Annotated in this window: 9 protein-coding genes; 3 read left to right on the top strand and 6 right to left on the bottom strand. The window is 59.2% G+C overall.

Annotated features, from left to right (window positions below; all coding sequences use genetic code 11):
• The first annotated feature begins 42 nt into the window (after positions 1–42).
• Positions 43–669, top strand: a complete 627-nt coding sequence (locus OC373_RS15275; RefSeq protein ID WP_164124066.1) for a cation transporter — start codon at positions 43–45, stop codon at positions 667–669.
• A gap of 309 nt (positions 670–978) precedes the next feature.
• On the opposite strand, the gene OC373_RS15270 is transcribed toward OC373_RS15275, so the two are convergent.
• Complete coding sequence (locus OC373_RS15270) at positions 979–1,422, bottom strand: Rid family hydrolase (RefSeq protein WP_261997990.1); 444 nt, start codon at positions 1,420–1,422, stop codon at positions 979–981.
• Between the two features lie 248 nt (positions 1,423–1,670).
• A complete protein-coding gene (locus OC373_RS15265) occupies positions 1,671–2,573 on the bottom strand; it encodes a LysR family transcriptional regulator (RefSeq protein ID WP_261997989.1) in 903 nt (300 codons plus the stop codon).
• Positions 2,574–2,713: 140 nt separating this feature from the next.
• Here OC373_RS15265 and OC373_RS15260 point away from each other — a divergent pair, with 140 nt between their 5' ends.
• Complete coding sequence (locus tag OC373_RS15260; protein ID WP_261997988.1) at positions 2,714–4,111, top strand: amidohydrolase family protein; 1,398 nt, start codon at positions 2,714–2,716, stop codon at positions 4,109–4,111.
• An 8-nt stretch (positions 4,112–4,119) separates the two neighbouring features.
• Positions 4,120–4,599 carry a DMT family transporter gene (locus OC373_RS15255; protein ID WP_115875139.1) on the top strand — a complete coding sequence of 160 codons (480 nt, stop codon included), beginning with the start codon at positions 4,120–4,122 and terminating at the stop codon, positions 4,597–4,599.
• 225 nt (positions 4,600–4,824) lie between these two features.
• On the opposite strand, the gene OC373_RS15250 is transcribed toward OC373_RS15255, so the two are convergent.
• The 4 genes from OC373_RS15250 to OC373_RS15235 form a co-directional block, all read right to left on the bottom strand.
• Entirely contained in the window at positions 4,825–6,351 is a 1,527-nt protein-coding gene (locus OC373_RS15250; RefSeq protein ID WP_261997987.1) for a hypothetical protein, read from the bottom strand.
• A gap of 686 nt (positions 6,352–7,037) precedes the next feature.
• The gene (locus OC373_RS15245; RefSeq protein ID WP_261997986.1) at positions 7,038–7,583 is read right to left on the bottom strand and encodes a hypothetical protein; all 546 of its coding nucleotides are present in this window, start codon (positions 7,581–7,583) and stop codon (positions 7,038–7,040) included.
• Positions 7,584–8,148: 565 nt separating this feature from the next.
• On the bottom strand, positions 8,149–10,803 hold the full coding sequence (locus OC373_RS15240) for a TrlF family AAA-like ATPase (protein ID WP_261997985.1): 2,655 nt from the start codon (positions 10,801–10,803) through the stop codon (positions 8,149–8,151).
• Positions 10,804–11,833: 1,030 nt separating this feature from the next.
• Positions 11,834–12,103 carry a helix-turn-helix transcriptional regulator gene (locus OC373_RS15235; protein ID WP_115875109.1) on the bottom strand — a complete coding sequence of 90 codons (270 nt, stop codon included), beginning with the start codon at positions 12,101–12,103 and terminating at the stop codon, positions 11,834–11,836.
• Positions 12,104–13,936 lie beyond the last annotated feature (1,833 nt).

The raw sequence follows: 13,936 nt of genomic DNA, 5'->3' as shown, positions 1-13,936 counted from the left end.
CACCCTTTTTCAAGCCCGGCCACAGCCTGGAGGGAGACATCCATGGACCACTGCTGCGGCCACAAGCGCCAGGAACTGGAAGCGCTGGCCCTTCACAGTGCGCAGCGGCGCGTACTGGTGGCGGTACTCATCATCAACCTGACGATGTTCTTCATCGAGTTCGGCGCGGGCATCGTGGCGCACTCCAGTGCCCTGCAGGCCGATGCCGTGGACATGCTGGGCGACGCGATCGTCTACGGCCTGAGCCTGTGGGCAGTGAACCGGGGGGCGCGCTGGGAGGCCGGTGCGGCCCTCGCCAAGGGGCTGCTGATCCTGGCCTTCTTTGTCTTCATCGTGGTGGAGGTGCTCAGCAAGCTGATCCACGGCGTGCCTCCTTCCAGCGGCTTGATGCTGGGGTTTGGAGCCATCGCGCTGGTGGCCAATCTGGTGTGCCTGGCATTGTTGTGGCGGTTCCGCGCGCTCAACATCAACATGAAAAGCACCTTCGAGTGTTCCCGCAATGATGTCGCCGCCAACATCGGTGTGTTGGTGGCTGCCGGTGGCGTAGCGCTGACCGGAAGCGGCTGGCCGGACATCGCAGCAGGCGCGGTGATCGCACTGCTGTTCCTGAAATCCGCGCTGGGCGTGATCGGCGAGGCGTGGCCCGCGTGGCGTGCAGCGGTGAAGTAGCAAGGCGTTGGGGCAAGTGCTGGTTAGGACTTTGCCGAGCGGATGTCGGCTTCTGGCCGGAAGCGGACGTCGCTCTCTAGCCGAGCAGGCATGGTCTCTAGCGTGGCAGTCCTTGCGGGCTAGGAACCGAGTCAGCGGTAGCGCCGCATGCATTAGGCTCATTGGCACCTTTCTCTTCGCGTACGTGATCAGCTTGGACTGTCTAATAGGCTATATGAACTGCCTAGAAGATGTGGGGACACAAGAAAAGCCCGCAGCTTGGCGCATACGGGCTCTCCATCACGGCGTTACTTCTCCCCTTGGGGAGTGTTACGAATTCACTTCGGCGCGGAAGGCAATCTCGATCAGCTGTTCAGGGAAGGCGAGCGCGGACACTCCGATGAGGTTGCTGGCCACCTGGGGGACAGCCTGACCGTAGACGGCTGGCCTGACCTTGCCGCTAGCGGCAAACGCGGCCGGTACATCGATTACGAAAAGGGTTTCTTCCACCACATCCGCCAGCGATGCACCCAGCTCGGCCAACAACACCTGGGCGTTCGCATAGGTGCGCTTCATCTGCGCCTCTATGGTGTCGAAATTGGCAGGCTTCCCATCAGCCCCCAGAGCAGCCGGAGCTACCAGCTGACCCTCCGGCGTGTGCGAGAGCTGGCCCGAGACGAATATCGAATTGTTCACGCGAACGGCCTGCACGTATCCATAAGCCGATTCCCACGGCACGCCAAAGCTGGCCGTCTTGCGGTTGGAGGCGCTCATTTCGTTGTCCTTCCTGTGTAGAAGGCACCAGTCTGCCGGTAGGCGAGGTTGCCTACCTGCCCCGAAAGGGTGATACGAGAGCGTCTGCTCAGGCGGCGGGTGTCCGCTTCTGGCCGGAAGCGGACACCTTGCCCGGCGGCTTCCGGGAGGCATCTGTCTGAGGGATACGCTATCTCTAGCAGTCCACCCGAGAGATAGATGCTCGACACCGCCTCGGAATCTCTGTACGCGACGGCTGACTTCGCGATCTATGCTTTGCTCTTGGCGGAGAAAAGCTCTGCAGCCCATGCTATGAATGCTTGGACGATGGGCGATCCATAACGGTGGTGCGGGTAAAGGATCGAAACCGGCACCGACGGCGGACGCCACCGCTGAAGCACCTCAACCAGGCTGCCATCCTGCAACTGCTTCTCGACCAGTACGCCTTGCAACTGTGCCAGGCCGTATCCCTTCATGCACAGCTTGATGTACAGCTCGGTCTCATTGACGGCGACCGAGCCCTCCACTGGTACTACCTGTCTCTTCCCATCAGCTGAGAAGAGCAGGCTGCCACCGCCCCTCGAACCAGAGGAAAAATGGTGGACTGCGCGGTGCCCGGCGAGGTCTTCAAGTGATTGTGGGACGCCATACACCTCCAGATAGCTTGGTGCGGCGCAGGTGATCCAGCGGAAGTTCCCCAGCGGCCGGGCTACGAGGCTGGAGTCTTCCAGCGGCCCGGTCCGGATCACGCAGTCCACACCCTCCTGGACGAGGTCGACCGGCCGGTCACCCACGCCGATCATCAGATGGACCCCGGGATACTGACGGCGAAAGCTGTCCAGGTTCGGGAGGAGTATCGAGTGCGCGAGGCCGCCTGGCATGTCGATCCTCAACCGCCCCCGCAGGCCCTGTGGCGACGACTTCAGGCCGGTTTCCGCCTGTTCGATCTGGTTGAGGATCTCGCGGCACTGCAGGTAGTAGCGCTCGCCTTCCGAAGTGGGGCTGACGCTGCGCGTGGTCCGGTTGAGCAGGCGGACGCGCAGGTGCTTTTCCAAGCCCTTGATCAAGCCCGTGACGGTGGAGGGGGGCATGGAGAGAGCCTCGGCGGCACGCACAAAGCTCTTCGCTTCTACCACCCGCACGTACGCCTGCATCGCCAGAATCCGATCCATTTCGCTTCCACCCTACAGTTGACGGTCACCTCGATCCTGATTATGCGCGTTCTACGAATAATAAAAACGAAGAGCATGGATTTTTCGCAGGGTCAGCGGGGCATAGAGTTCACGCCATTCCAGAAATCGACCTTGCCCCAATGAGCACCCTCCCGCGAGACATTCTTCAGCAACCGACAACCGCAGCGGCCGAAAAGACGCTCATCTGTGGCGCAACCATCATCAGCATGGACCCGGCTGTGGGCAGCCTCGTGAAGGGCGACATCCTGGTCTCCGGTCGGACCATCACTGCCGTTGGCGAGAACCTCAGCGCCGAGGACGCGTTCGTCATCGATGCCAAGGACATGATCGCCATCCCGGGCATGGTGGACTCCCACCGCCACGCCTGGGAGGGTCAGCTGCGCCGGATCAACTCCAACGCCGAGACCTTGGAGCACTACTCCAACGCCACGCATTTCTCGTTCGCCAAGCATTACCGTCCGCAGGACATGTATGTCGGCACCTTGCTGTCCGCGCTGGGCGCAATTGATGCTGGCATCACTACGGTCATCGACAACTCCCACAACAGCCGCACAGCCGCGCACTCCGATGCATCGGTTGAAGCTCTGCTCGATGCCGGCATCCGTGCGCTGCATGCATCAGGCGCTCCCGTGTCCGGCACTTGGGACCGCGCGCATTGGCCGGGAAACCTCGCCCGCCTGCAGGAAAAGTACTTCAAGGACCCGGCCAACGACCTGGTCACATTGGCGACCATGGCCAACATCGAGCCGGAGCTCTGGGCCGAAGCACGCCGCCTGGGTATCCCGATCGTCACCGAGTTCTTCGGTGAACAGATGGGCGCCCAGCTCCCTCAGTTGCATGCGCAAGGGCTGCTGGGCCCGGACAACATCTTCAACCACTGCACCTGCCTGAAGGATGAGGGCTGGGAGATCCTTCGCGATGCCGGTGTGCACATCAATGTCTGCCCGCGCTCGGATGCCCACTACGGTATCGAGGATGGCATGTTCGCCTGGGATGCGGCGGTTCGGCACGGGCTGCGACCCGGCTTCAGCGTTGACAACGAGACGTCCTACAGCGGCGACATGTTCATGGAAATGCGCGTGGCCTATTACCTGGAGCGCGTGCTGCGCGTCAATGCACGTCCCCCGCGTAGTGCCGGCACCCCACAGGATCCGCTCAATTCCCACCGCCTGCTTGAAGCCGCCACGCTTGATGGCGCGGCCTGCGCAGGGCTGCAGGACAGGATTGGCAGCCTGACGCCGGGCAAGCAGGCCGACATCGTGCTGTTCCGCACCGGCGACATCAACCTGTATCCGTCCAACAATGCGTTCGGAACAGTGGTGCATGCGGCGGAGCGCAGCAACATCGACACCGTGATGGTCGGCGGCCGGGTGCTGAAGCGGGGCGGCGAAATGTGCGGCCTGGACATGGGCAAGTTGCGCGCTGCGGTGGACGAATCCTGCGCGCACCTGTTCTCGGCTGCCGGCTACACGCCGGACGTGTTCGGCACTTCCTTCCCCGTTCTAACCAATCACTGAGAGTAAACATGAACAGCTTCGGTGCCTGGGCCTTTCCACTGGCAATGGTTGCGGGAATGGCCGTCACATTGCAGACCACGTTCAATGGTCAGTTGGCAAAGGGCCTGGGCGGCGATCCTGTTGCAGCCGCCATCTTCTCCTTCATGGTGGGGCTGTTGTCGCTCACTCTCGTCGGTCTCGTACGGGGCAACACCCTCGGCCTGCTTGCAGGCATCCCGGCGCAGCCGGCCTGGGTGTTGCTGGGCGGAGTGATGGGCGCATTTGCGCTGCTCAGCAACGTCATCCTGGTGCCCCGTATCGGCATGGCCGCCCTGGTGGGGCTGGTGATCGCCGGGCAGCTGCTGTCTTCGTTGGCCATCGACCATTTCGCATTGATGGGTTCTGCCCATCGTCCCGTCTCCCTCATCAAGCTTGCAGGCGCGCTGGTCATGCTGGCCGGACTTGCAATCTCGCTGTTTGGAGATCGCTGGTCCAGGTTGCTTGTGTGATTGCTCGAGGAACGGTGCAGGCGGCCGCGCGCTCGAACCCTGGCTTGACCGAAAACGTCCGCTTCTGGCCGAAAGCGGACATTGGTGCGGCCGCCGCGCCAAGTGCTGGGTTCGGCTGTTTGCTGGCTCGTGCGGCGGACCGAACCGCACTAAGATCGTTTCGTATCAAAGGTGAGCCTGGGTCACTCCGCCCAGCGTGGGGATTATCAACGTGCAGATTCTTAACTATCCCTCTCTCGCCTGCCAGAATGCCGAGACGACGTCTTTCCTTAGGGCGTCGAGATCCCTGGCGAGCTTATCCCGTGGCAGGAATGCGACCATCAGCGAAGCGAACGCCACCACCAGTGCGAGAACAGTCAGCCATTCCATACGGCGTTGGGCTTTGATGCTCTCGCGAACGCTGAGGACTGCAGATACTTGCTCGAAATGCTCACGTATCGAAACCTCCTCCTCGGTTAGTCGATTCGCCAAGTAATTGACTCCGCCGCGAATTTTCTCAGGCAATTCTCGCGGCTTGTCACCATCCCTCCAGCCTGGTGTGGTGAATGATGGGCAATCGTGATTGTACCAGCCCAGATCTTTGGACTTCCGAGCAAGCTCCCTTGCGACTGCAGGTGATCCCAGTGTTCTATCGAAGAATTGGCTGATCTCGCGCAGCGAGCGCTTGACGCTACGTCGACCTGATCGTGCCTTCTTTAGGTTCTCGCGCGTAACGTTGATGTCGCGGAGTTGCTCCTTGAGATATTCGAGCGTCGATGCATGAATGAGAATTCCCTGAAGTTCCTCGTGGCACACATAGAGAACGGCATTCATGGTCTTGCCGCCGTAGAACTTCACCCTCTCCTCGGGGAAGGCCGCGACATCCAAGGCAGTCAGGATATGCAACCCTTCCTCTTCCGCCCTGAATCCTCCCATCGATAGCTGAAGCCCAGGCAAGTCCTTGTAGGTCCATGTTTCATGCCGAGAAACATTGGCCAATGCCCAGCGCCAGTTAGGAAATCCGTTGTTTGGCGAATGCTCTGGTTCATGAAAGATTGGCCCGCTCTGGGAGGTCAGCAATTCCATTGTTGGAAACCTCTCGCGGCGATTCAGTCCGCTGAAGAAGCCTGGAATGTGCTGCCCGAACCAGTTCCCGACCATGCGGCGAAGGTCCCTCCGGGCTACCTCGATAGCTTCGCGCTTCTGGTTCTCTGGGCCTATGGATTCGATCCATCGGCGAGACCGAAAGCTGCGCCGGCGGTAGGTCGTGCGGTCCCGGTTGAGCTCTGTCGCATAGCGCTGGGCCAAGGACTCATCCAGCTCGAATCCCACGACCATCGCAGTGAGGGACGAGGTGATCTGATGGACACGAACCATCAACGACTCCACTCCCGGCGGCAGCGTTGCGAAGTTGTGGATCAATGAGGTGTTGCTGCGACGTTCTTTTCCTAGCACCGACCCCACGTTCAACCAAGCCTCTGCACCAAAGGACCGCCTCTCGCGGACCCACCTCAGCACGCTGTCCTTCTCGTTCCAGGCACCCGCGCCTTTCCAGCCAAGCTTTTCCAGTCCGCTATACAGGCCCTCTACTTCCGCTGATCCATAGAGTTCGACGCCCCAGATCACGTTTACCCTGAGATCCAGCTCGAGCGGCACGCGGATGCGTTCGTTCTGCTTCCGGTCGTGGTCGCGTTCGTAGTCACGATGCGACCGGTATGGACCCGGGATCAGATTGGGCAGAAGCCAGTGGGCTTGCCAGTGCAGTTGTCGCAACCACTTCCGCTTGGGGGAACCATTGGATGGGGGAAGCCCCGACGGACTATTCGTAGGATCGTTCTTGGATAGGAGATTAGGTTGTTCGGATTCAGTCGGGGTGGCCATGTTCGACGGGCTAGCTCAGGCGAAAGGGTGAAACTGCCTTGACACGATGCCCTATCAGTATCCGAGACGCCCTTGGAGCAGGCAAGCTGGAGCTATTTGGCTATGGCCCCAGCTGCACCGTAGCCAGCGTTTCCCGGAACCTTGCATCAATGTCAGGAATCGGAGATTGGACCTGGCGGCGTCTGCAACGAATCTGAGAAGACCTTAAGGGCGACCGCATCGTGGTGGCCTCCCGATGTTTGGAGTTCAGTGCTAAGCCCGCTGAGCAGTTAGGTCAAGAAGGACCGCTCTTGGCTGGAAGCGGAGCCTGGAGCGGCTTGGCGGCTGGGATGGCCGGCTGCCTGCAGGAACCTATAAGGACTCCATCGCGGTAGAGTTGTCTTTTTGATGGCGCCGCCGGGGTTCCATTCGAACCCGCTCGACCTGCAGGCACTTTTCGCGATCTTCGACGACGAGCGGTACCCGTTCTATGAGCAAAAGATCGCAGCCTGAGCCGGTACCAAAGGAGTCACCTTCTCATACAGTTTGAAGTGGACAAAAAAGGTGCAGCAAGCTGCGTCTCTTGTCCGGTTGGCACATCATGCTGCTGCAACAGCTCGCGCGCGGCGCAACGCCCACGCAACAGCTCGCCATATCACCAGCCGGCTGATCGCGGCGATCAGCATCGGTACGCAAGCCACAAGCGCCGGCAGCACGGGACCGAAGACAAAGGTCATCCCCACCACGAAGCCGAACAGGTACTCCGCCCGGTAGACCGGGAGCAGTACAGCAGCCACGAGCAGCGCCATCATTACCTGCGTTGCCGCCGCTTCACCGCCGGCTACGAAGGCCACCGATAGCGCGATACCTCCAAGCAGCGAGCCTAGGAAGCCGGCCAGGGCCGGAATGAGTAACCCCTGCCGCTCGCGTGCTCGACGGGTAACGCTCCAGCCTGCCAATGCACCCAGCATGGGCATCACCAGGAGCGCCCACAGATTGGAGATCGCCGGCAGACTCGCATCATTGAGCAGATGGTGGCGCAGAATGCCGCCGTGAGTGTGCTCCCAACCCAGCTGCAGCGCAGCGGCGACCGTGCCAAGGATGAGGGCGCAGAGCGACAGCCAGTGAGACTTTTGAATATTCATCATCAAATCTCTATGAGGAGCGTTGTGGCTATAGGAGTCAAAGCATAGGAACGGCAAAGGCGGCACACAATGTGACTGGCGGCACCATGACGAATGGCTGCAACGTCTAGGCAAGGTTCCCCGTGATGCGGCGCTATGGGACATATCCATCGCCTGCTTAGCAAACCAAATCTGACGGACAACACTGCGATGGAAGACCACCGGGTGACCTTCTGCACCGTGAACCTGGTCGTTGGCCGGCTGGTAGCGGACGAGATCTTTGTCAAGAAGGCGGGCCGTCGGTGCAATCGCGTTCTCTACGCGGCGCAAGTGATTGAGGCCCTGTCCAGGTCGTCTTCCGAGTGAGAGCGTGTGTAGTTCTTCGTGTAACAGAATCGCCCCCGCTTTCGTGCGCTACCGACATTCGGGGGGATGTCCGCTTGTGGCCGGAAGCAGACGTGCCGGCGGTAGAGAACGCGAATAGGAATTCCGGAGTCAGCTATCGACCCAAAGCGAACGGTCTAGCAGCATAGTAACTTCGTACTTGTGTCTTAACCCTTTGGGAGGGGCAGGACGCCCCAAGCACTCAGAACTCGTACTTCTCCTTGCGCTGGATGAAGGCGTCGCGCCCACCTTCTAAAATGATGGCTACTTGATCGCGAATTACCGACACATCGATCGATCCCTGAGCGTCTTGACTGAGTTTCCCTTGGCCTTCCGCTGCTGTAAATACGCCAATCCACTCGGCATCGCCAAACACCGGAATATTTGCGTTGTGTGTCGCGAACAAGAACTGCCGGCTAGTTTTTGCCTCCCTTAATTCGGCGACTATCCGGTCTGCGATGAAGGCGTTGTCTAGATTGTCTTCCGGCTGATCCATCAGAAGGGGGTCGACGTTCTCAAGAAGCAGCATGTGGAGGATTGCTGTGCACTGCTGGCCCGTGGAGAGCTTGTTGAGCGGCCGGAAAACCGGGGCGACTTGGCCGTGCGCGACATTCAAGTTGATGTCCACACGATGCTCCAGCTCCAGGGCCTCCAACTCCATGAGTTGAGACGATTGGAGCTTGGTGAGTGCATCGGCCACCATCTGCGTGACGCCCCACTCGTGTTGCACTTTGGCAGACCCATTCTGTATCGACTGGGCGAGCGACAGCGGGCTGATCGTCTCAGTCTCCTCAATGAACGCTAAGCGCTTCTCGCCGACACCTTCTAGCTTGCAACCCAATAGGAAGTTCATCAAGGGCGCGCGGTCAGCCTCCGGCACGATCTCGACCTTGAGCTTGCCCTCAAGTCGTCTGTTTAGCTTCTTTGCGGCCTTCTGCAACGCCTGGATACGTTGCCCGCGCAGATCGGACAGCTCGGCCAGCAGGTTGCGACGCTCCTGACGCAAAGTTTCGCGTAGTGATTCGTGAGCAGCGGCCTGCGATTTCAAGGGCTTGATACGCTCGATCTCCCCCAGCAGCTTCTGGTAGGCGACGCCGACCTCTTGCCCGCTCTTTCCAGCAGTGGTGGGCAACGTCCGTAGTGCTTTCTCCAACTCAGCATCGTGTGCCTGAAGTGCCTGCTGCCATGCTTCATGCTGGGTGGTGAAAATTTTTTGCTTGTCATCAAGCAAGGCCTGCATGGCGGTCAGATGGTCGATGACCCCCTGCTTTAGTGAATCTAGCGTTGTGCGCATGGCGAGCAACTGGGCAGCGTCAGGCAACCCCTCCAAAGCCTCATCGTTGATGAAGTTAAGATCAGGCAGGCTGCCACGCAGGTCCGAAAGCGCGTCGTGAAAGCTCTGCATGCCATCAGTAGCAGACCTTGCAATCTGTCGCTCGCGTGCGAGCAATGAGGTCTTGGCCAGCTTCGCCTTGATCCCCAGCTCATCAAAGCCGCGAAGCTGCTCTTCAAGCTTGGGTAAGCGTTCAACCTGTTCATTCAGTTGGTCAAGATCGGCCAGGGACTTCAATAGCTTCTGGTGGTTTCCCTTCAATTGCCTATGCACGCCGGCGCTCTTCGCCTCGTACTCCCCGTCTCGAGGCAGAAAGCGATCCAGCAACTGCACCCGGCTGGCTTCATCTTGAGCCAGCTCATAAATCTCGTTCTGACCATAAATGTCAATGCCCGGCAGCAAATCACGCGGGAGCAGGGTGGAAACATTGCCATCCATCTCACGCACCATCGGCGGATCGCCGTAACGGCGCGAGATGGTGTACTGCTTACCGTTCTGAGCTGAAGACACAACTGTCAGCTCAACCCGACCAGCCGAGCGGCCAAGGTTCTCCTTAATGATCTCTTGATGGAGCTTCTGCGACTGTTTGCTTTTGGGTGGCAAGTCCAGGGCGAAGCGCAGGCATTCGAGCAAGGTTGACTTACCCGTTCCTCGGCCGCCGATCACTGTGTTGAGATGGCTGGAAAAATCTACCCGGACGCCGTCAAGGTAACCACCGGCCACCGTCATGTGTACTAGCCTTCCAATCGGGCTTTGGGCCTGCTGCGAGTTGAGCCGGACACGCGATTCTGGATCGAGGAAGGCCACCTTGAACGCAGCGAAAGTGGGCCGTGTCATCTTGATGAGGCACGTTGCGCTCCGGTGATCTAAATCATCAGGCTTGGCAACATCTTTGGCATTGATCGCTGCCATGGGGCGTTCGCGCCGGTAGCTGTCGTCCTTGTTCAAGAGCACCTTGCGATAGAAGTCACCCTCGATGCTGGTGAGGTCGTCTATCGACGCCGGAATCTGGGCCGCACGCAGCTTGGGATGCTTCCAAACGTGGTTCAGGCGGTTCTTCAGCAGCCCGCTCTCTTGCGTGCAATGTGCAGCGTAGATGAACCCGCCCAGTTGATCGACTTCTTCGATCAGTTGTTCTGAGCTCAGCCGAGAAGGCCGGATTCCATCTGTTGGGTCATGCAGCTTGAGGTTGCCGAGGTAGCGATCAAGCTGCTGCACCGTGGTGTCCTCGGGGAAGAGACAGACGTAGTGGGTCTTGTCATTTGACGCGATCTCGAAGCCGGGGAACACCACGATCTCGTGCGGCAGTAGTACCTGACGCACAGCATCGACGCTAGCTACGCTGCCGTGGTCGGCCAATCCGATTACCTTGATGCCCAGCTCAAGGCACTTTTGAAGCAGCGCTTGGTTGTAGCTGCCTTCATCCAGCCCGTGATCGCCCCCCCTGTAGGTGCCGTTGTAGCCGACAGGATTTACCTGCAGCGCGCAACGCCAGAATTGGGCATATGTGAAATGCTCGGTCATTTTCTTATGCACAGATTTCGCCCAGTCCCTAATCTTATGCCATTAGTAGCATTCCGCTTGCAAATACACTTAAGCGACTGAGGATTACTGGTCAGCTCCTGGCGCATGTGGATATTGCGTAAATGACCGCCTTTGGCCGTAAGCGGACAACAACCACCGGCTCTATTCCATGCTGGGCTACGGCTCGCCCGCTGGCTACAAACGGGGCGCAGCTTGAAACGCCCCATCCGGGTGTCTACGGAAACTTGACAGCGGCCCCTCCTTCTGGTGCGGCGATGGCCGTTTGGCGGTCGGCATTCCACTTTCGTTGGTTGCCTTGGCGGCGGTTCTCTCCAGCGATTCAATCTCAAGCGACGTAGTAGTGTGCCTGGGTGCCCTGCTAGTGAGCGTAGTGGTTGGGGGCGTGGCCAGAGCCGTTGGTTACCAGCTCGACTCGACCGCCAGTGCCTTCGACGGTGTACTGCAAAGTTTTCGGATGCGCGCCAACGAAGTTGGCGAGGTTGCCGGGACTATCAAACAGTTGGAGACGACTTTTCTCGACAGGCTCACTTTCGCCAGGAGGGCTGTAGCAACGTTCCATGTGCTTGCATGGATACCTCCGTGCATCGGAACGGCGCTCATCGCCTGGAAGTTTCCGCCGGGTTGCTTCGGATCGGTGGGCGCCGTACTTGCTCAGTGGCTGGGGTACTAGTTCGCGGCCCACTGATGCGTGTACCAGGACTTCGCTTCTATTTTTCAGCCTGCGGGACCGCCGATTGCATGGCGACGGAGAGGGTCATCTCTCGCGGAGGAGTTGATCCCGTCCAGACCAACCTCATGGCCCGGTAGGCACTGAGGCAAGGACGCGGCAATGACCTGCCGGCGAAACTGCCACCGATCTGATCCTTCCGGAATTGATCGGCGGGACCGGATGGATTTCTACCTTTGCCTTACCACGCAAATGCCGTGGCCTGGATGCGTGCTGAGGGGGCGACACTGAGAGCACTTCAATCGCAACCTGACACCGCTTGGTGACTTTGCACTACTGCCTCTATTTGATCTGGCTCATGCGTAGACTTTGCACCATCTTCAGGACGTGATCCGATATTTCAGTAGAGGAGAACCCTAGTGCTGATGCAACGAGGCAGAATTCCAGCACGTCCAAGCGTCTGGCTCCAGACTCGACGGCTGAAATCCTTTGTTGGGGCCATCCCAGATGTGAGGCCAGCTTGGTTTGACTAATGCCCAGTGACTCACGTCGCTCACGGAGTTGGCCGACCAACCGCAGGTACACACTTTGGTAGATCGTTTTCGTAGCCATCGGACCCGCCTGTAGGAGCGGAACGAAATCTATGGCGGAGTCCGGGACTACATGAAAATTGTGTAGACGGCACCTCAGGAGCTTGCTAGCATCAGCTTTGGTTGAACTGCCGGGGATCGAGTGATCTATGGGCGTGACCAACAGACCCTCATCCCCTCGTGGCCAGCGCTAGATGCGCTGCTCGTGTCACTTGGCCCGTTCTACGCATGTGCGTGGTGCGCTCTTGAGCGCTCGATCTCAGTCTCTGCTCCCGTGGCGGCTGATCCAGCGATTGCGCAGCACTTGCTGTTGTTCCTTAAGGCAGCTGGCGTCCTTGCCGAGGGCGAGTCATCGAATGGTGCAACAAGGCGCTCCCTTTACGATCCCATTAGCTGGAGCTACAAGGACGGCGCCGGGTTATCAGGCAATCTAGGCGCCTTGCTCACCCAAGCACTGAGTGCTTGGCGCCCCCTGCTTGATTCAAATGACCAAGAGTGGCTCTGGCGTCAACTATCTGACCGTGAAGCTGGTGCCTACCTCGGAGCGCTACTCCGCAGACACCGAATTGGCGTTCGAAACGTTGAAGAGCTTCTAAGGTTTGAGGAGGACGACTGGAATGAGTTGAGCTTGGGGCGCAAGCGGTACGTACTCTGGTCATCCGTTCGTGGCGCCGCAAGTGAGTTCCTGAGCACTGGCGGTGACGAGGCAGCGACACTGGCCGTATTGGGCCGCGAGATTCGACGGCGGACTCATTGGCTTTCTCTTAAGCAAGCGTCAGGTTCGCTTGGAAATGCTGAGTACTGCTTCCTGCCAGATCGCTCGTGGAGGCGCCCGCTAATGGTCGATGTCGCTCTCGAGTGCCTATTGCCGATCGGCGACGAGTACTGGCTTGCCCCACCTGTCCTCGGCAGTAAGTAAGCGAAGCTTCGAGCCAGAGCACCAGCCCGGCAACCTACTCTACCCTGGAGGCACCCAACGTATGCGCCCGACTATCCTTGCACTCGATTTGGAGGGGACACTGATATCTAACGCGGTCAGCCAGATCCCTCGGCCCGAGTTGCTTAGCTTCCTTCAATTTGCTCGCGACGCCTTCAAGGAAGTTGTCCTCTTCACAACGGTACCGAAACCCAGTGCGCTGAAAATCGCGTCGCTCTTGGCAAGCGAAGGGCACGTGCCGCAGTGGTTCGCAGAGGTCCGCTACATCGACTGGACAGGATCTACAAAAAATCTGCTACTAGTGTCGCCGCAACTGGGCGAGGCTCTCCTGCTAGACGACCATGAGCCGTATGTCCATCCTGGCCAACACGCCCTGTGGGTCGAGGCCCCGCTGTTCGCGTCGCCGTATCCTGCTGAAGACGCAGGTATGCGGATCTCGCAGAGACGCATCGAGCAGAGATTGTCCTTGCTTTCGAGCTCGCGGAGTGAGCCGCCGGCACCAAATCACCTCAGCTGAAGAGAAAGCGGCTTGAGCACGGTTGAAGTGGCTTGCGCCTAGGACGCCTGCCCCTCTGTGATCCGGACAGTTGGCGTTTCCCTTGATATTCCTGCAACTCTAAGTGAGCCGTATGCAGGACCCGGAGCGGATCAGCAATCAGCAGCTCAGCCGGGGGCGCGTCATCGAGCAGCGTGTGGGGTGACAGGAAACACTCGACCTTACCCCAACCAGTGGTGCGACGAAGATCACTCAGTTCACGCTGAAATGGACCTAACTCGCGCATCAGTTCCAGTATCCTTGCCAAGTGGTCTACGGGTCGCTCAGCGGGCTGGAGCTGCCAAGTCGGATATCTGTAACTAGGCACTGGCTGCTTTACATAACCCCTAGAAGCCTGTCCTCACGGCGTAGTTGGCTAGCGG

This window comes from Stenotrophomonas sp. Ste96 (assembly GCF_024519495.1).
In the GTDB taxonomy this organism is placed as follows: domain Bacteria; phylum Pseudomonadota; class Gammaproteobacteria; order Xanthomonadales; family Xanthomonadaceae; genus Stenotrophomonas; species Stenotrophomonas bentonitica_A.
Note: the sequence above shows the minus strand (reverse complement) of the source record. Positions and strands in the feature narration are given on the sequence as shown.

Coding starts and splice junctions, on each gene's coding strand:
- OC373_RS15275 (WP_164124066.1), top strand. CDS start 43: ATGGACCACTGCTGCGGCCACAAGCGCCAGGAACTGGAAGCGCTGGCC.
- OC373_RS15270 (WP_261997990.1), bottom strand. CDS start 1,422: ATGAGCGCCTCCAACCGCAAGACGGCCAGCTTTGGCGTGCCGTGGGAA.
- OC373_RS15265 (WP_261997989.1), bottom strand. CDS start 2,573: ATGGATCGGATTCTGGCGATGCAGGCGTACGTGCGGGTGGTAGAAGCG.
- OC373_RS15260 (WP_261997988.1), top strand. CDS start 2,714: ATGAGCACCCTCCCGCGAGACATTCTTCAGCAACCGACAACCGCAGCG.
- OC373_RS15255 (WP_115875139.1), top strand. CDS start 4,120: ATGAACAGCTTCGGTGCCTGGGCCTTTCCACTGGCAATGGTTGCGGGA.
- OC373_RS15245 (WP_261997986.1), bottom strand. CDS start 7,583: ATGAATATTCAAAAGTCTCACTGGCTGTCGCTCTGCGCCCTCATCCTT.
- OC373_RS15240 (WP_261997985.1), bottom strand. CDS start 10,803: ATGACCGAGCATTTCACATATGCCCAATTCTGGCGTTGCGCGCTGCAG.
- OC373_RS15235 (WP_115875109.1), bottom strand. CDS start 12,103: ATGGCTACGAAAACGATCTACCAAAGTGTGTACCTGCGGTTGGTCGGC.